At 60.2% G+C, this 17,322-nt stretch carries 18 protein-coding genes; 7 read left to right on the forward strand and 11 right to left on the reverse strand.

Annotation, left to right across the window (positions count from 1 at the left end):
* Window positions 1-16 precede the first annotated feature (16 nt).
* Together JNL86_09505 and JNL86_09510 are read right to left on the reverse strand one after the other, a co-directional pair.
* Window positions 17-2,026, reverse strand: a complete 2,010-nt coding sequence (locus JNL86_09505) for an oligopeptide transporter, OPT family (protein MBL8043140.1) — start codon at window positions 2,024-2,026, stop codon at window positions 17-19.
* A gap of 4 nt (window positions 2,027-2,030) precedes the next feature.
* On the reverse strand, window positions 2,031-3,233 hold the full coding sequence (locus JNL86_09510; protein MBL8043141.1) for a class I SAM-dependent rRNA methyltransferase: 1,203 nt from the start codon (window positions 3,231-3,233) through the stop codon (window positions 2,031-2,033).
* A 183-nt stretch (window positions 3,234-3,416) separates the two neighbouring features.
* Here JNL86_09510 and JNL86_09515 point away from each other — a divergent pair, with 183 nt between their 5' ends.
* The 4 genes from JNL86_09515 to JNL86_09530 all read left to right on the forward strand — a co-directional run bounded on the left by JNL86_09515 (window position 3,417) and on the right by JNL86_09530 (window position 8,929).
* Window positions 3,417-5,069: an alpha-keto acid decarboxylase family protein gene (locus tag JNL86_09515; protein ID MBL8043142.1), complete on the forward strand. Its 1,653-nt coding sequence runs from the start codon at window positions 3,417-3,419 to the stop codon at window positions 5,067-5,069.
* 274 nt (window positions 5,070-5,343) lie between these two features.
* Window positions 5,344-6,306, forward strand: a complete 963-nt coding sequence (locus tag JNL86_09520; protein MBL8043143.1) for a hypothetical protein — start codon at window positions 5,344-5,346, stop codon at window positions 6,304-6,306.
* Window positions 6,263-7,567, forward strand: a complete 1,305-nt coding sequence (locus JNL86_09525) for a hypothetical protein (protein ID MBL8043144.1) — start codon at window positions 6,263-6,265, stop codon at window positions 7,565-7,567. The genes JNL86_09520 and JNL86_09525 overlap by 44 nt, the downstream gene beginning before the upstream one ends.
* 129 nt (window positions 7,568-7,696) lie before the next feature.
* Window positions 7,697-8,929, forward strand: a complete 1,233-nt coding sequence (locus JNL86_09530) for a glycosyl transferase (GenBank protein MBL8043145.1) — start codon at window positions 7,697-7,699, stop codon at window positions 8,927-8,929.
* Window positions 8,930-9,120: 191 nt separating this feature from the next.
* Here the strand turns inward: JNL86_09530 and JNL86_09535 are convergent, their stop codons facing one another.
* Window positions 9,121-9,315, reverse strand: coding sequence for a hypothetical protein (locus tag JNL86_09535; protein MBL8043146.1), 195 nt, complete (start codon window positions 9,313-9,315; stop codon window positions 9,121-9,123).
* Between the two features lie 15 nt (window positions 9,316-9,330).
* The gene (proC, locus tag JNL86_09540) at window positions 9,331-10,161 is read right to left on the reverse strand and encodes a pyrroline-5-carboxylate reductase (protein MBL8043147.1); all 831 of its coding nucleotides are present in this window, start codon (window positions 10,159-10,161) and stop codon (window positions 9,331-9,333) included.
* 116 nt (window positions 10,162-10,277) lie between these two features.
* On the opposite strand from proC, the gene JNL86_09545 reads away from it, so the two are divergent.
* Complete coding sequence (locus tag JNL86_09545; GenBank protein MBL8043148.1) at window positions 10,278-11,354, forward strand: HEAT repeat domain-containing protein; 1,077 nt, start codon at window positions 10,278-10,280, stop codon at window positions 11,352-11,354.
* Window positions 11,312-11,884: a hypothetical protein gene (locus tag JNL86_09550; protein MBL8043149.1), complete on the forward strand. Its 573-nt coding sequence runs from the start codon at window positions 11,312-11,314 to the stop codon at window positions 11,882-11,884. The genes JNL86_09545 and JNL86_09550 overlap by 43 nt, the downstream gene beginning before the upstream one ends.
* Window positions 11,885-12,034: 150 nt before the next feature.
* Here the strand turns inward: JNL86_09550 and JNL86_09555 are convergent, their stop codons facing one another.
* The 6 genes from JNL86_09555 to JNL86_09580 all read right to left on the reverse strand — a co-directional run bounded on the left by JNL86_09555 (window position 12,035) and on the right by JNL86_09580 (window position 16,652).
* Entirely contained in the window at window positions 12,035-12,478 is a 444-nt protein-coding gene (locus tag JNL86_09555) for a type II toxin-antitoxin system VapC family toxin (protein ID MBL8043150.1), read from the reverse strand.
* Window position 12,479: 1 nt separating this feature from the next.
* Window positions 12,480-12,728: a hypothetical protein gene (locus JNL86_09560; protein MBL8043151.1), complete on the reverse strand. Its 249-nt coding sequence runs from the start codon at window positions 12,726-12,728 to the stop codon at window positions 12,480-12,482.
* 35 nt (window positions 12,729-12,763) lie between these two features.
* Window positions 12,764-13,891: an LPP20 family lipoprotein gene (locus tag JNL86_09565; protein ID MBL8043152.1), complete on the reverse strand. Its 1,128-nt coding sequence runs from the start codon at window positions 13,889-13,891 to the stop codon at window positions 12,764-12,766.
* Between the two features lie 8 nt (window positions 13,892-13,899).
* Window positions 13,900-15,300, reverse strand: a complete 1,401-nt coding sequence (locus tag JNL86_09570) for a hypothetical protein (protein ID MBL8043153.1) — start codon at window positions 15,298-15,300, stop codon at window positions 13,900-13,902.
* 110 nt (window positions 15,301-15,410) lie between these two features.
* Window positions 15,411-16,040, reverse strand: a complete 630-nt coding sequence (locus JNL86_09575) for a penicillin-binding protein activator LpoB (GenBank protein ID MBL8043154.1) — start codon at window positions 16,038-16,040, stop codon at window positions 15,411-15,413.
* Between the two features lie 45 nt (window positions 16,041-16,085).
* On the reverse strand, window positions 16,086-16,652 hold the full coding sequence (locus tag JNL86_09580; protein MBL8043155.1) for a hypothetical protein: 567 nt from the start codon (window positions 16,650-16,652) through the stop codon (window positions 16,086-16,088).
* Window positions 16,653-16,887: 235 nt separating this feature from the next.
* On the opposite strand from JNL86_09580, the gene JNL86_09585 reads away from it, so the two are divergent.
* A complete protein-coding gene (locus JNL86_09585) occupies window positions 16,888-17,058 on the forward strand; it encodes a hypothetical protein (GenBank protein MBL8043156.1) in 171 nt (56 codons plus the stop codon).
* An 82-nt stretch (window positions 17,059-17,140) separates the two neighbouring features.
* Here the strand turns inward: JNL86_09585 and JNL86_09590 are convergent.
* The coding region (locus JNL86_09590) for a hypothetical protein (protein ID MBL8043157.1) at window positions 17,141-17,322 on the reverse strand (182 nt) is incomplete at its 5' end.

Below are 17,322 nucleotides of genomic sequence, written 5' to 3' on the forward strand. Positions count from 1 at the left end.
CACACCAGTTCGAGCATCATCTTCCGCCGTTCATCGTCACTGCTTTTGTAACACCGGCTTCCGATAGTGCCGAACGCACGAGCACCCACCCAACGAAGACCAGTGCCACCAGCCCTGGCCATCCTCCCCAAGGTGGAGCCGCAAAGAGGTGAAACGGGTCACCTGCGAGCGAGGGCCACACGGAACTCAGCGCGATCGGGAGGGCCAACGCGATACCGACGAGCGCTTCACCAGTGACCAACCCGGCGGCACACAGCAGGCCCCGGTCCTCGGTCGACACCTCTATGCCTGGTCGACGGATTCGGACATACTCCGCCAGAAGGCCTCCGACCAAGATGGTCGCTGACAATTTCAACGGCAGATACATTCCGAGTGCCACGGCCAACACCGGGAACCGGAGTACAGCCTGACGTCGTGCCTGGCGGGTATCGAGCAGAATGACCGCCACGCCCAGCCCCATCCCGATCGCCAACAGGTGCCAGGGCAATGAGCCGCCGAACACGCCGTTAGCCAGCTTCGCCATGAGCGTGGCCTGAGGCGCCGTGAGCGGATGGGGATGGGCTTCCGTCGCGTCTCCGATTCCGTACTTCGCCTGCAACAACGACAGTACCGGCACGATAACCACAGCGCCCGTCGCCACCCCGATCACCTGCATCACCTGCTGTTTCCAGGGGGTCGCGCCGACCAGGTGGCCGGTCTTCAGATCTTGCAGATTATCGCCGCCCATGGCAGCCGCACAGCAGACGACCGCCCCAACCAAGAGGGCCGCAGCCGGCCCGGCTGGATTGCCCTGCCCCATGATTCCCAGCAACAGCAGGGAGGCACACATGATCGTCGCAATGGTCACACCGGAAACCGGATTGCTCGAACTGCCGACCAGACCCGCCATGTACCCGGCCACAGCAGAAAACAGGAATGCCGCCACAACCATGAGCAGGGTCAGGCCGGCTCCACCCAGCAGGCTCTGCCCCAGCAAGCTCCGATACAGCAACAGCATAGGAACCAGCGCCGCGACCGTCAGTCCGATCAGCCAGACGACTCCCGCGTCTCGTTCCGTGCGCGGGATCCCCTCCGACGAATGCGATACATCACGGGTCCGGTACAAGGTCATCAACTGCTGCAGGCTCTGCAGAATTGGACCGCGAATCTGAATGAGGGTCCACACACCCCCGACCAGCATGGCCCCGATCCCGATGTAGCGAATCTGACCACTCCAGGTAGCCTTTGCCGCCGCCACACCGGCGAGTGCGTCCGGGGTCGGAACCATCGCCTGGTACAGCGGGAGAAGCACGAGCCATCCCATAGCCCCACCGAAACACACCACAATGGCCGTGTTCAGGCCAATGATGTAGCCCACCGCGACCAGGGCCGGGGACAGATTCAGTCCTCCATAGAAGGTCGAACGACCAAGCTGAAGCGCTCCTTCCAACGATTCGCTCCACAGCTTGAAGCCCCCTTCGGCAAACTTGAATCCACCACCCAAGGCTGCGGCTCCCAGCAACAGTCGAACGGCCCCGCCCGCGCGCGCATCCGCGGACGTCCCAACCTTGAGGACTTCCGCCGTCGCCACGCCTTCCGGAAAACGCAATCGAGCGTGGACGATCAATGCACGGCGCAAGGGAATGGTGAACAACACCCCCAGCACGCCACCGACCAGAGACACCGTCACCGTGTGCCAATAGTCGAACGACGTCCAATAGCCGATCAGGACCAGCCCCGGGATCGTGAAGATCACTCCGGCCGCCAGTGCCTCGCCCGACGAAGCGGCCGTCTGCACGATATTATTTTCCAGAATGTTGGACTGGCGAAACAGTCGCAGCACCGCCATGGATACGACGGCGGCAGGAATGGAGGCGGAGACGGTCATGCCTGCAAACAACCCCAGGTAGGCATTGGCGCCGGCCAGCACGGCGGCCAACAGCACCGACAAGATCACCGCTTTCGGCGTAATCTCCGGCAGCGACACAGACGGCGGAACGAGCGGCACATCCGCGGGCTCCGTCGGCGCCTCATGCTCTCGCCTCATACCCTTACAGCACCTGGACGATGAAACATTTCAGGTATCGTGTCTCCGGCATACCCGCGAGCACCGGATGGTCCGGCCCTTGTCCTCGTTGTTCCAATAAACGAATCTGTCGATGCGCATCGCGCGCGGCCGACTGAAGCATCTTCCAGAAATCGTCATCGCTGACCGGTTGCGAGCAGGAGCAACTGACCAGGACGCCGCCGGACGGCAAGAGACGAAGGCCCCGCAGATTGACATCTTTGTACCCCGCCAACGCATGGGGTACGGCCTTTTTACTTCGGGCAAAGGCGGGCGGATCGAGAATAACCACATCATACGGTTGCTGACGTTTCTCAAGCACACGCAGTTCATCGAAGGCATCGGCCTGTCGGTAGGTGCAGCGCGCAGCCACGTGATTCTGCGTCGCATGCGCCTGGGCCATCGCGACCGCGGCAGCACTGACATCCAACCCCTCCACCGATTGCGCCCCTGCCAGAGCGGCCTGCATACCGAAGGCGCCGGTATGGCAAAAGGCCTCCAGCACCCGCTTTCCCTTGGCATACACGGCCGCCGCCAATCGATTCTCACGTTGGTCACAAAACCACCCGGTCTTCTGCCCTTCCGCAATGTCGACGGTAAACTGCGCCTTGCCCTCATAGATAGGCACCGTCGTCGGACCATCGCCGCGGAGAAATCCTTTCGAGAGCGGTAGCCCCTCCAGCGCACGACTTTTTGCATCGTTCCGCAAATAGACGGTCTTCACTCCGGCTTCCTGCATCAACAGGTCCGCCAACAACTCCTTGCGGAGATCCATGCCGTACCCAAGTGCCTGCATCACCGCCACTTCGCCAAACCGGTCCACCACCAGACCTGGCAGGAGATCACTCTCCCCATGAACCAGCCGACAGGCATTCGCATGCGGGGCGACGGTATCGCGAAGAGCCACGGCGGCACGGAGTCGCCGGGCGAAAAACGCCTCGTCGACCGGTTCTTCCTGAAAGGTGAGCAGGCGGACCCGAATTTTGGAATGGGGGTTGTATAGCCCCCGGCCCAGGAATCGTTTTCGATGGGAGTAGACATCGACTAGATCGCCAGGTGCCGGGGTGCCTAACACTTCAGCGACGTTGGTATCGAATACCCAGAGGTGACCGTAGTACCGCGGCTGGTCACGCTCGGCAGTGAGAAGAATTTTTCCAGGAGAAACGGTCGCAAGTTGAGTCATGGTCATCCGTACATCCAAGTATCAGTGAGCATCGCCGCGACGCAGCGAACGGCACACGAGGGTGCCTGAAACGGTGCGGCGAAGCAACCGGTGCGATGAGGCGCTACGCTTGACCTTCCCCGACACCTATGGTTTGCTGCGAGAAGCGCAGACAGCAAGCGGTGAGCCACCAGGGAGCGGCTGACAACTATGACCACACATACTATCGGCACCGCAGTGCTCGATCGCCTTCACCGGTTGGGCGTCCGCCACATGTTCGGCATTCCCGGCGACTACGTGCTGGGCTTGTATAAACTCATGGAGTCCTCGCCGATTCAACACATCGCCACGACGCGCGAGGATTGCGCCGGCTTTGCTGCCGACGCCTATGCCCGCATCAACGGCATCGGCGCCCTCTGTGTCACCTATTGTGTCGGTGGACTCAACACGGTCAACGCCATCGCCTGCGCCTATGCGGAACGTTCACCCGTCGTACTTCTGACCGGATCTCCCGGGCTCTCGGAGCGGGCCCGCAACCCCTACCTCCACCACATGGTGCGCGAGTTCTCGACGCAGCGCGAAGTGTTTGAAAAGATGACGGTCGCAGCGGTCAGCCTGGAGGACCCGGTCACGGCGGAGCGTGAAATGGATCGCGCCTTTGCGGCCCTGCTGCGCTATCGACGCCCGATCTATCTCGAAATCCCCCGTGACATGGTACACGTGCCGTTGGCGTACACCTCCCACAAGACCAGCACCGTGGACGAGCCGACCGACCGTGCCGCCCTGCGCGAAGCCCTCGCCGAAGTCCGCACCATGTTGGAATCGGCCAAACGTCCGGTGATTTTGGCAGGCGCCGAAGTGGGCCGATTCGGACTGCATGATGAACTCACGACCCTGGTCGAACGATTGAATGTGCCGATCGCCTCGACGCTCCTTGGCAAATCGATTATTCGTGAGGACCATCCACTCTATGTCGGCGTCTACAGCGGCTTGGTGGCCCGTGATGAAGTGAAAGAGTTCGTCAATCAAACCGATTGCCTCCTGATCCTGGGGTCGATTCTGTCCGATGTGGAGGACTTGGACGCCCGCAGCGCCCTCTTCTCCGACGGCCACACCATCCATGCCACGGCGGATCGGGTGGCGATCAAACATCATCGCTATGACTCCATTCTGTTTGAGGATTTCGTCAAGGGACTGGCCAAAGAACCACTGCCCTCCTTCCCGGCACAACGGATGCCGACGGCCTCCAGGCCTGAAGAACCGATGCCCCCTGCCCAGGCTGCCGTCAGCTTACACGGTGTGTTTCGGCATTTGGATACGGTACTGCAGGAAAAAACGCTGGTCATCGCCGACGTGGGAGAGTCGCTGTTCGCCTCCGTCGATCTTCACGTCCACCGGCGGTTTGAGTTTTTGTCGCCTGCCTACTACACCTCCATGGGCTTCGCCGTCCCTGCCGCCATCGGGGCCGGGTTCGCCGATCCATCCCTCCGGCCCATCGTCCTGGTCGGAGACGGGGCGTTTCAGATGACCGGATCTGAATTGGCCACCGCGGTTCGGTACCGGCAGGCCCCGGTGGTCATCGTCTTGAATAACCACGGTTATTCCACCGAGCGTGAAATCCTGGAAGGCCCGTTCAACGATATTCATGAATGGCGCTACGAACGGATCTGCGAACTCATCGGCGGCGGACAGGGCTCGCGGGTCGTCACCCATGGCGAATTTGTCGAAACGCTGGCCAAGGCGTTGGCCGACCCGAGCCAGCCCTATGTCATCAACGTCCTGCTTGATCCCTCAGATCGTTCCCCGGCCATGATGCGCCTGGCCAGACGCCTGGCGAAACGGCTCTCCACCGACCGGCCCTAGCAGGATGCGGAAATAGGCCGTCCTCATTATCCGTCGTTCGTGAACCTCGTTCGGCTCTCGCTACAGCCCGGTTGCGGCTCCTAGCGAGACATACTTCACAATTCACGGCTGTCGAGAACGCCGCTGGCGGACTTTGTCCACATCCTGGCGAGGCCTGTTTCACCCTGATACAGTGCGGGTTTGCCCCTCCTTCTCCCCATTGACCCTCCATGGACAAATATGGTCTTCTAGAGGCGGACTTGTCGAATTGTCATTCGTCGGAGAATTCGCCACTATGTCGCTTAAGATGCCGGATGGAAAGGCCATGCGAGACGGTCAGATGTTCTCCGCACGCCTCAACAATGTCGTGACCACGGAACGCGAGTTCGATGAGCTGGTCACGAAGTCTCTCCCGGAATTGTTGGACCGCGCGACCAGCCAAACCAAGCGCTTCCTCCGTGAAACGAGCCAGTGGGGCGACGACATCACCCACGAAAAATTGGCGCTCCGGTGGGGGTACGAGTTGGTGGAACGGTTTGTCGTGTTCGGGCGCACTGAAGTGCCCTGCCGCCCGTTCTTCCTTCTGGATAGCCTGATCGCGAAGTCGTTCAGCCAACCGGACCCCTTGTGCTACCACAAGGAGTTGCTGACCCCGGTGGGACGATTTCTCGACGGGTTGGCCTCGCGGGCCGTCGTCAGTCGCGACGCCTTGATCGCACTGTTTTACCACTTCTATGGATTCAGCCAGGCCCACGTGGTGAAGCTCCTGGGATTTGGACAGGCCGAAAGCCAGCGGGTCTACAAAAATTTCGAACGGTGGCGTCAATCGGGATGGCAACGCACGATGAACGAAACAGGCTTGAGCGGCTCGGAGATCGACGTCTTGGAAGAAGAGCTGCGCACCAGGCCCGACCACTTGAACAACGAAGTCGATCGGCTGATGCCGGTCTTGCAATCGCATTATCGAAAAAGTGAACCGGAACACTACCCCTGCTTATCTGAACAAAAGTGGGGGCAACTCTTTCACGATGACTACGGCCACGATTACCGCGTCTGGCATTTGGCCTTTTGCCGGGATTGCTTCCTGGAAGTGGCAGACCGCCGGCAAGCCGAACTGAGCAGCGGATCCAAGCCGCAAGTCAATTTGCATATACATCCGCTGAAAAAGGGAGGCGTCCTGGCTCTCTTTGGCGGCGATCGGGGAGGACGGCAACATGGACACACCAGAGCTCAACGATTATCGCGCACATCTGCTTGATGCCCTGGATGACCAACCGCAACGCGCGGCTGAGGAGCGGCCTGGATTTCTCCAGGTGCTGGTCAACCACGAGCGCGTCGGCACGCTGAACTGTTCGCAGGTCGATCCAACCTTCACCTGCACGACCAAAGACCGCAGTATTCAGCACCTCGAAATCCGGAGCGAGTCCGGAGTGCTGCTTGGCGGCTGCGTGGCCGCCGAAGCCGGGCAGAAAAGCCTACGCCTCCCGATCGGAAAAGGCAGCCTGACCCTCAGCATCCAAAATCATTTCGACGGCGGCTCACTCCACTTGCGATATGAGAGCGCTCCACGGTGGTGGTCGCACGTGGCCTCCGCCATTGGACTCCCGGCCGGCACCGCGTCCACCGCAGCACCGATCGTCCCGGTGTGGACCATGGCCACTACGTTTGCCCAAGTCGTGCTGGCGGTAGGAGTGGTCGCGCTGCTGGCGGAACGGGTACCCGGATGGTTAGGCTCCGAGGATCGCACGCACCAGATGGAAGAGGAGTTGGCGGCCCGGCAATCCACGCAGGATCAGATCGACCAAGTCCACCGGCAACTGGCCCAACTCGTCGAGTCCCAGTCGACGGCCATGGCCGTGTCCCGCGCAGAACAAGACCGTCTCGCGCAGTTGAACACTCTCGTCGGGACCGTCGCCCATACCCAACAAAAACTCACTGCGCAGATGGTCGCGGTCCAGGACGATCTCAAGACCGTCAAGACCGATGTGGCCCAGGAAGTCCAGAGCGGGATGCGCGTTGCGGTGAGTGCGGTCGAGGCGGACCGTGATGTCGTGCGGCAGGATCTGCAGTCGATCAAGTCGGTGAACGAAACGCTGATTAAACAAGTCGCGCTCTTGGAGAGCCGCAACCGAGAATTGCATGCCCGTTTGGCGCTGACCTCGCTGGAAGTCGCCAAGGCCAATGCCGCAACGGCCAAACCGACGGTCGTGGCCAAGAACGATCCGCCGAAGGAAACGCCGGTGCCGACCGCCGTGCCGGTCTCGGATGCCCTTCGCGAAGCGGATCGACAGGCCTTCATGTTCTGGGTCGCCTTCCAGGACGGCACCACCGAAAAAAGCATCGAGGATCTGGTTCAGGAAATCAACGGCATCAAAAAAGGTCCGATGAAATCAGGCTGGTACTCCGTCGAAGTAAATTTGCCGAATCCTGAACCCCCGGATCGATTTTTGGAGTCCGTGAAACGCGCCAAGATCGTGAAGTCGGTCGTCACCAGCAAAGCGATGCCTCCGGCTCAATAGCAACGATCTCCTCTCAGCGCACTCAACCACCCGGCATGGTCGGTGTCCGCCGCACACGGTGGAACCAGTCCCTGCCGTGCCGGGTACTTGCAGACCAGCATTCTCTTCGAACCCCGAACTGGAGGGACCATGTCCGACTTTCATCAGAACGGTCTTGTGACCGTCTTGCATCGGCTCGGCGCACCCAACCTCGAGCAATTGGAAAAAGAACTCGAGCGGCATGCGGCGACGAACCCGATCGCGCTGGTTCTCCCGTCGCTGTATTCTGAGCTAGAGAACCCCGCGCTCAAACACATCGTCGAAGTCCTCAAGGACATCCGCTACGTGAATGAAATCGTCATCTCACTGGATCGCGCCTCGGCTCTGGAATTTCGCCTGGCGAAACAGTTCTTCTCGGTGCTTCCCCAACGGGTGCGCATCGTCTGGAACGATGGGGCCGGCATTCAGGACATCCTCAAACTGCTGGCCCATGCTGAACTCGACACCGGATTACAGGGCAAAGGGCGTGGTTGCTGGATGGCCTTCGGCTATGTACTGGCCCGCGGAGAAAGCAACGTCATCGCGCTGCACGACTGCGACATTCTCAGCTACAATCGGGAGTACCTCGCACGGCTTTGTTATCCCATCGTCAACCCCAACCTGGGTTACGAGTTCTGCAAGGGGTATTACAGCCGGGTCACGAACCGCCTGCACGGCCGCGTCACGCGACTGTATTTCACCCCGTTGATTCGAAGCCTCAAACAGGTGGCTGGTGCCCATCCGTTACTGACCTTTCTCGACAGCTTTCGCTATCCGCTCGCGGGAGAGTTTGCCATGGTGCGGGATCTCGCCTGGATTAACCGGGTGCCCGGCGATTGGGGGTTGGAAGTCGGCGTCCTGTCCGAAATTTATCGCAACTGCGCGCTCAGGCGCATTTGCCAAGCCGATATCGCCGACGCCTACGAACACAAACACCAAAGCCTCTCGGCGGAGAACGCGGAGCAGGGGCTGCAGAAGATGTGCGTGGACATCACGAAGTCGTTGTTCCGAAACCTGGCGAGTGAAGGAGTCGTGTTATCAGAGGCGGTGCTCAAGACGTTGCGGGCGACCTACCTCCAGTCCGCACAGGAGGCCATCACCCGCTATCAGAACGATGCGGCCATCAATAGCCTGCAGTTCGATCGGCACGCGGAGCGGATGGCGGTGGAAGTGTTTTTGAAGGGCATGAAGATCGCCACCGAAGCGTTTCTCGAAGACCCGCTCGGCGTTCCCATGATCTCCAACTGGAGCCGGGTCACCGGCGCGATCCCGGATATTTTCGAGCGCCTCACCGAGGCCGTCGAGCGAGACCACGAGTGGGACCCGGTCGGAGATAGGGTCTAGGGGGTTGAGGAACCACGACCCAAGTTTCTCGCGCCAACGTCAGGAGCGGGCAGTAACATTGACATCTGCAGGGAGAATTGAGGCGAGCGGTCTAGGGCCACGCTGCCACGACCATGTGAGAAAAGCAGGCGCATTCCGCATCACCGCGAATGGCCCGACGTTGTGCAGCGCGGCCGGGAAAAGTGAGTGGTCTACCCCTTCGCCTTCTGCGCAAACACCGTCGCATCGCAGGCGATGTACTTAATCTGCTTCATCGGCACGATGATGACTTCCTTGGCCGAATCCACTTCCAGCACTTCCATGTCTTCGCTGATCGTGTGACGGATGGCATCCTTCACTAGTAGTTCCTGATTGTCGGCAAACACCACTTTCACCCAATATTGCACGAGACACGCTCCTTGTTAGAGATGATGGCTTTCGTTCTTGCCCAATTCCTGCGAGCGTTGCGTCGCCGCTTCTACGGCCGACATCAAGGTGGCCCGCAGCCTGCCCTGTTCCAATCGAGATAATCCGGCAATCGTGGTCCCGCCGGGCGACGCCACACGATCCTTCAACACCGCCGGATGTTCCCCCTGCTGTAGCACCATACGGGCCGCGCCCGCCACCGTTTGGGCCGCCAACTGTTGTGCAGTCCCCCGAGGCAATCCGGCCAGGACCCCGCCGTCGGCCAGCGCCTCGACCATGGCAAACACATAGGCCGGACCGCTTCCGCTCAACCCGGTGACCGCATCCATCAGTCGTTCCTCGACCACCGCGACGATTCCCACCGATTCAAACAACCGCTGCGCGGCCTCACGATCAGACGAGGACAATCCAGCCGCCGGACTCATCGCCGTGACACCGTCGCCGATGGCCGACGGCGTATTGGGCATTGCACGGACCAGTCTGGTTGCCCAAGCAAGTCGAGCCTGGATGCGCGACAAGGGATACCCCGCGGCAACCGAGATCATCAGTGGATGCGATCGGAGCGAGGGCTCAAGCTCCGTCAGCACATCATCGAGCACCTGCGGCTCGACGCAGAGCACCACCATGTCCGCGCCACGAACCGCTACGTGATTGTCGGCTGTCACGACCACGCCAAAGTTCCGGGCCAACCATTCTCGCCTGGAAGACAGCGGGTCGCTCACAATAAGATGCTCGGGCGTCGTCAGTCCCTTTCGCAATACACCCGCCAACAGGGCCTCGGCCATATTGCCGCCGCCGACAAACCCGATCTGTCGTCCGCTCAACATGGCGCGATTATACGGACGGCCCTCCGGCAGGCGCAACTTGCAACCGCCGGACGGGGTTGTTATAGAGTGAACTAGATCGTCTTGATCCTTGCCCTTTTCAGCAGATCGGAGCCGACATGAGATGCATCCTCTCGCTTGTGACCCTCGGGACACTGCTCCTGCTCAGCGACCCAAGTTGGGCCCGTCGTGAAGCCCTGACCGCCGAGCAGAAGAGTCAGATGGAACGGATCGATCGCGTGTTGATCACCGTGCTGGCCCTCTCCGACAAGGGCAACGTGGAGGCCGGACCGCTGGTCGACGTCGTCGCCACTCGCATGAAGGAGTTCGACTATACGCCGGTGACGGACGCGTCCCAGCCGTATGACGCGGAACTCAAGATCAAATGCGAGCAGAAAAAGACCTGGGAGGGCACCACCACCATGGGCAGTGATGCCGATCTGCCCGACGCGCCGTCTCGCATCTGGAAAGGGCCGGCCTGCCAGCTCGGCTATCTGCTCAATGGGAAAAAGATGGCCTGGCGAAAGGAAGTGCGCACCGACTTCGACGATGCCCAAGCGGCGGCGACGCTGGCCAAAGCGGGAGACCCGACCGCGTTTGCCATGGCCAAATTGCAGGCACGCCTGGAGGACTACGATTTTCCCGCACTCATCACCGCTGAGTGGGGACAGGAGGCGCGGCTCTTTCGTCTCTACGACGACCCGAAGACCCCGGTCGCCCGCAAGGTGAAACTCGTGTCCTTGTTCGGTGAACTCTTCTCCGTCAAAGCCATCCCGCGCTTGTTGGACGGCCTGAACGGAAGCGACCGCAGCATTGCCAAAGCCTCGGCACTGGCGCTGGGCAACATCGGACAGAAAGACACGATCCCGGTGCTCATCAAGACGATGAAGAGCGGCGCACCAGATTTACGGGCACCGGCCGCCAAGGCCTTGGGCATCGTCGGCGCACTCCACGGCGATTTCACCATCGTCGAGCCGTTACTGGAAACACTGAACACCGACGATGTTGCAGTAAAGACCGAGGTGGCATGGGCGCTGGGCAAATTGCCGGACATGAAGTCCTATGAACCGCTCTTCGCCCTTCAGAAATCTCTCTATCGAGTCCATGAGAACGATGCCGACCCCAACCTGGTCAAATTAAAGGAAGCCGTCAATTGGAGCATCAAACAGATCGATACCTGGGAACACGTGCAGTAGATACCTGGACGTGGCATGGCGGTGTCGTCATCGCACAAGTGTTGACGGCGATACTCCTGCTATTGGTCGTCGACAGGGGGTGGGCGCAGGTCATGGGGGAGGAGGCGGAGCTCGATCGTCTACGAACAAAGGCGGAAGATGCCATGGCCAATGAGGATGCGGAAGGCGCGGCAATGAGTATGGGCCGTGCCGCCTTGATGGCAGCGCAACTGGCCAAACGCCAAACAGACCCCGCCCTGCAACGCACATTCAAGGCCGCGGAGCATCTGCACCGATCGCAGGAACATGGCTATCGCGCCATCGCCCTGTTCAGGCGGGCCGGCGGGGAACTGCCGGCCTCCGCGGGCGTCTGCGGGAGCCTGCAGCTGGCGCGGCTCGAACTGCAGCATGCGCAAGAGACCATCGACCAGCCGGTTCTCGCTCCTGATACGAAATCAACCGCGGCTCGTCTCGGGATTGTTCGTCAGACCACGGATGATTGGGCGACCCTGTTGGATTCGATGCAGGGAGACTTTCGCTGTCCGAACTAGCCCGGACTATTCATGACCGCCCGCTCCGCCGTCCGATCCTCTCGCCTGGCGAGGCTTTTCTCGCTCGACCTCCTCGACGGACTGCACGTACGCCTGCGTCGGCCTCACAGGCGAGAAGCCTTGGCGGGCTGTTTCCGCATCCTGCACCGGCTAGTCGTCTTCGGGATTGACGATGTGCAAACCGGCCGGCCGGCAGGCGGCCAAGAGCTGCTTATCGGCGCTGACGACCGTGAGCCGGAGCGGCTTCAACTCCAGCGCCAGGGCCAAATGCAGCAATTGCGGTGAACGTAAGGCCGGGTAATCCAGAATTAACTCCCTCGCGGCGAGATAGGTCTCCATCGTCGGGGAGATGAACTGGAAAAGTCCTTGCGCGGCTTCCATCTCGAACTTGTACAACACGGAATAACAATCATCCCGCGTGATTTCTCCCTGCTGCGCGCGAACGGACAAGACCGAATACAGTTCCGTTACACTCCACATAGGCAGAATCGCCACCTTGCCGCGCTTCACCATGAGCTTGTTGACCACCCGGGTGCCGCGCTCCATGCTGTAGCGTTTGACCAGCGCCGTCGAGTCGAAATAGTAATACGGCATCCTAGACCCTCCCCTTCAAGAGACTCTCTGCCAGCGGCGACTGGAGCTTGGAAAGGCGATCCTGCAACTCATCCAGCGGCAGTTCTTCGTAGTAGCCCTGTTTGCGAAAAATGCTCACCAGGTCGCTCTTGAGTACCTGTTGCGTATCGGCGGTCAACCGCTCACGCAGATGCTTTTTCATCGCCTGGCTCGACAACCGGCGACCACTGGTGACTTGCTCACCCGCCTTACGGGTTCCTGTTTTACGCATTCCCGCTCCCCTCTCCTGTGGTTAATTCACCGCCGTCATCGACTGAGTGGCGGCGCCCCTGTTTCCTTTGGACAACCGGACGGCGCAGCGGCCGTGACCGGCAGATCCGTCTCTCCATACACATGTGCAGCCACGGAGTGGGCCAGATCCGAGGAAAACTCCTGCTGCATGACGCGGACCGCTTTGGCTGCAGCCTCGCGCTCCGTCACATGTCCTTCCTTGCCGCCTTTCGACATGGCGCCGATCACACGATGTGTCGCCACGTCTTCGATCACCGCATCCGTACACCAGCGAACATAGCGGAACTGGGGATCATAGACCTCGATCGGCCACACCCGCACGGTACCCTTGATCGATAACTCCACCGGCGCGGCGCCGGCCGCGGAACCACCTCCCGCCACGGAAAATCCCTCCTGCGTCAGGCCCTCGATGAGCGCACGTTCGAGCGGCTCTGCCTGTTCACCGGAGATCTCCACGGCCATCCCGTACTGGGTGGCAAGAAACTGTTCCAATTCAGCGGTCAGCTCGGCTACTCGATAGGCAGCCGGACTACCCTGCCCGCTCGAACGAATGGTGCGAAGATCGGTATTGTAGGCTTCGCGCAAGACCAGATTTTTGGCGGCTCGTTTGAGATTACGCACTCGCGAGAGTTTGTCCTGAGTGTGACGCGCTTCCGTGACTTGGGTCTGAATCGTGCGATCGAGCTCAGCAAGACGCTCCACCATCGCCGATTCCGCCTGTGCCCGATTCATGCCTGCCAGAGCATAGTACTGTCGCGCCTTTTGGTCAAACCAGGTATCGAGGATTTGCACGTTCTCCAACACCTTGTCCGTCGTCACCCGTGTCACGTTATCGAGAGTCAAGCGACGCTCGGTATTGGTCTGCCCACGGGATTCCACTACCAGGTACGACTCCCAATCCTTGGCCTGCGCCGTAATCTCCGCCTTAAAAATCCGCGAGACTGCCGCATAAGCTTTCTCAGTGGCCTGCGCCCTGGAATCAGCCTGTCCGACCCCTACGAGGTACTGTGAAGAGGGATATTGCACGCTATTGCCGTCGATCCAGGGCGGACGCGCGGCTCCACCGATCCACCCGCACCCAGCGCAGAGCACGATCAGTGCCGTCAGGCAGACCTGTTGTGCACGATTCATGAGGAGGCGCATGGGCGACCTCATAACATCACCCGCTCGATCAGGAAGAGTGTCTCTCCGGCCCGGAGCATCAATGGACGGGTGGCGCCGGCCTGCGCGGCCCCACCGCCTCGCATGAGAGCCTGCACCCGGCTCTCATATTCGCCCGGCGGCACCCATAGGCGGGAAATCTGAATCTCATCCGGCAGCGTGCGCCAGCTCCTCGTATCAGCGGCCTCGGAGGCAATCGCCAAGCCGTGCGCAAGGACGCCCACCAGCAGACCGACCCATGGCGCGTCGCCTTTGTTGACTGCATGCTGTGATCCGCGCGTGGCGGCTTCGGCGGCGGCAAATTTCACTGCGGCCCTCGCCAGGGCTTTGGTCGTGATGCCGGGCATGCGGTCCGAGAGGGCCCGCTCCGCCAGCGCCGTCCCGTTGTAGACCAACTCGGAAGTCGCGGAGATGGGCGTTCCTTCCTTGGGCACCAGACTCACTGACTCTTGGGCGACTTGCGTCTTCTGGGGCATCAACTTGGGCAAGGCCACCCGCACGACACGGCCGTTGAGACCGTACAACACACTGTCCGCCGCACGACGCTCCTGTCGATTCGACGCATGCACGACCCCGCGATTCAGCAACACCAACTGCAGTGCGCTCAGGCTGACCGGGATATCGAGAAACGCCTCTTCCTTGCGCGGCGCGCGGCCATTATAGCTGATCACTACCACCTGGGCGAGATTCGGTTGGTCGCTCCGCGACACCCAACGCGTCTCCGGAAACTGATGCCGATACTCCTCAAACTCGGTGGTCAGATGCAGCGCTTCGGCTGTCCGTAGCAAATCCGCCCGCAACATCGGCGGCATCGGCGTGCGCGACCAGCCTTTGGTCGCCTCATAAATGTCATAGGCCTTGCGGTAGGCGATGAATGCATTGTTCACGTCACCCGTCGACTCGTACAACACGCCAGTGAGATACCGGGCGAACGCATCTTCGCGATACCCATCCTTTTCTTTCGCACTGTCCGCCAACACGTTCAAGCGATGATCGATCTGCCGCGCTTCGACGACGGCCTCCGTCAGTTGCCCCATCGCCGCATAGTTCAGCGCTTTCACGACATTGATCATCACATGTTCATAGGGATCGCCTTCGAACGGCAGCATGTTGTCGTTCGTCAGAAAGGCGGCGGTCTCAGTCCGGATGCTTCTGGTATAGAGCCGTTCCACCTCCATCGACGCCTGTTCGAGCAGATTGTTGCTCTGTACGTAGTCACCGGCGAGATGGAGCGTCATGCCACGATCCATGCTGTAGAGCAGCCGGTTGCGCGAGCCATATTCGGACTCCGCCTGCGCCATGATGGCGTCGGCCCGACGAGCATCATGCGCCGCCAGGCTTTGGTCGATCAGCAGGTAGTGGTTTTCGGCGAGTCCGCACCCGGACACCACCCACAGCAGGCCCCAGCAGAGGAGCGACAGGCAACGGAATGAAATGAAACGGCCTCCCCGAGGGGAGGCCGTGGTCGATGGAGGGTAAGGTCTCAACAGTCTACGTCGGGCTAGAAAATGGTGCGTTTCTTCTCAACCACTTTCTTGATTTTCTTCTGTCCGAACCAGGACTTGACGTTGTTTTCCAAGTCGACCATCTCCAGATCGACCTGATAGAACACCGCTTTGGCTCCGTCCTGTTCGTCCAGAATCGTCGCAATACTCCCGCGCATCATGTAGTCTGCGCCGATTTCCTTGCCCGGCGCCTTTTGCGTATCTTCACGGGCATGAACGGCCTGCTCGCGCCGCTCTTCACGCACTTCCTCCCGTTCGCCTTTCCCGGCGACAAAGGTCACTTTCTGCGAGTTGGTGAGCTCCCGCTCGAGATCGTTGACGAAGGTTTGCACATTGATATGTTCATGGCTCTTGTTCAGCACCGTCCCGACGATGACGACCGGCTGCCGGTTCTTGCCCTTTGTGAAGTTGCCGAGCCAGGGATTTGCCAAGGCTTCCTTGACCATGGCTTCGGCGACCATTTGAGAATCCGTATCGTTCCAGCGCCCGCTGAGATCGGTGACGATCCCGGTATCCACACGGGTCACTTTGGTTTCATGGCCGCACCCGCCAACCACAGCGGCCACACCGACGATCACCAGTACCGCCACGCTCCGTCCGAATGCCCCTTTCCGCCACTCGATCATGCGCTCTCTCCTCCTGAACAACAGGCATTGCCTCTGGCATGTCCGCTACTTGTTCGCGCGCTTGTCTTCTTCCTTCTCCAGACGATCGAACAACCGATCGGCATTCTTGCGCACAAAATCTCGGACCTGGCTGTTCAGTTCCTTCGCCTGTTCCAGGTTGTTCTTCATATCTTCGAGGCTGAGCTTGGTCAGCACATAGTAGGTGCCGGACTTTTCGTCCTTGTAACGATCCATCGGCTTGACGCCGTTCAAGGTGACCGCAGAGAAGGTCTTCACCGCCCGTTCGATATTCTGTTCTTCACTGTTGCGAGAAAAATCGCCGGCCGTCGTCGAGGCGGCATAGTCTCGCATGAGATACGCGGTATAGGCTTCAAACGTCTTGGCGATTTCCGCCCGGCTGCGGTTTTCCGCCGTGTCCCACGCCAGCGGTTCGTTCCGCACACCCACCACGGAGCCGACACCGTAGAACGACTTGTCGCTCTTTTCGTTGAAGGCGCCGGACCCTTTCTTCACCCAGTTTGGAGGACCGCCGCAGGCAGTCAGCCCGATGAGGAGTACGAGCGCCAGTGCGCTCCCGGTGAACTTCGAGAAAGCCCCCTCTACGCTACTCATACGAGTCCTCCTTGGTGTAACACCCATGAGAGCTGATGGCTCGGATCTACGCGGCAAGCTGGTGGAAGATCGACGTGTGTGAGTCACAGGATGACGAGACACAATTGCGCGAAAAAGCGAGTTTTTATGCTAACATGCACCCCTAGGACTGTCAACGCGGAACCAGTCTTTCGGTTGACGACATCGCTCGCAACAAGACCACCACACACCGCATTCTACGAAGGAGATGGACCAGATGGCTGACGTGCAGATTGAAGACGGCATTATTCGAGTCGTCCAACTCGATATCCAGGATCCCAAAGCCGCCGCAGTGCTGGCGGAATACCCGCAGGTGCGGTGGCCGGAAATTACACGACGCGCCTTGAAGATCGGACTGGGCTATCTGAAAGGCGGAGGCAAAGACTAGCCGCGTGGTGACGAAGCTGATGGCACGACACACAGATCGTTCCGAAGCATCGGAGATCAGAGCTGACGAGTGTGCGGGCGTGTCAGGGATTCGATGGAGAAATGGGTTGCTCTGCGGGAGGCGCACTCTCTTGAACCGCACGAACCGCGCGTTCGCTTTGCCCACCCAACTCTAGATAGCGACGGAAGGCATCGACTGATTTCTGCGGTTCGTGCAACTGGTCGGCATAGAGGGTTCCAAGCGAAAAATAGACATCCGTGTAGG

The organism is Nitrospira sp. (assembly GCA_016788885.1).
Taxonomy (GTDB): Bacteria; Nitrospirota; Nitrospiria; order Nitrospirales; family Nitrospiraceae; genus Nitrospira_A.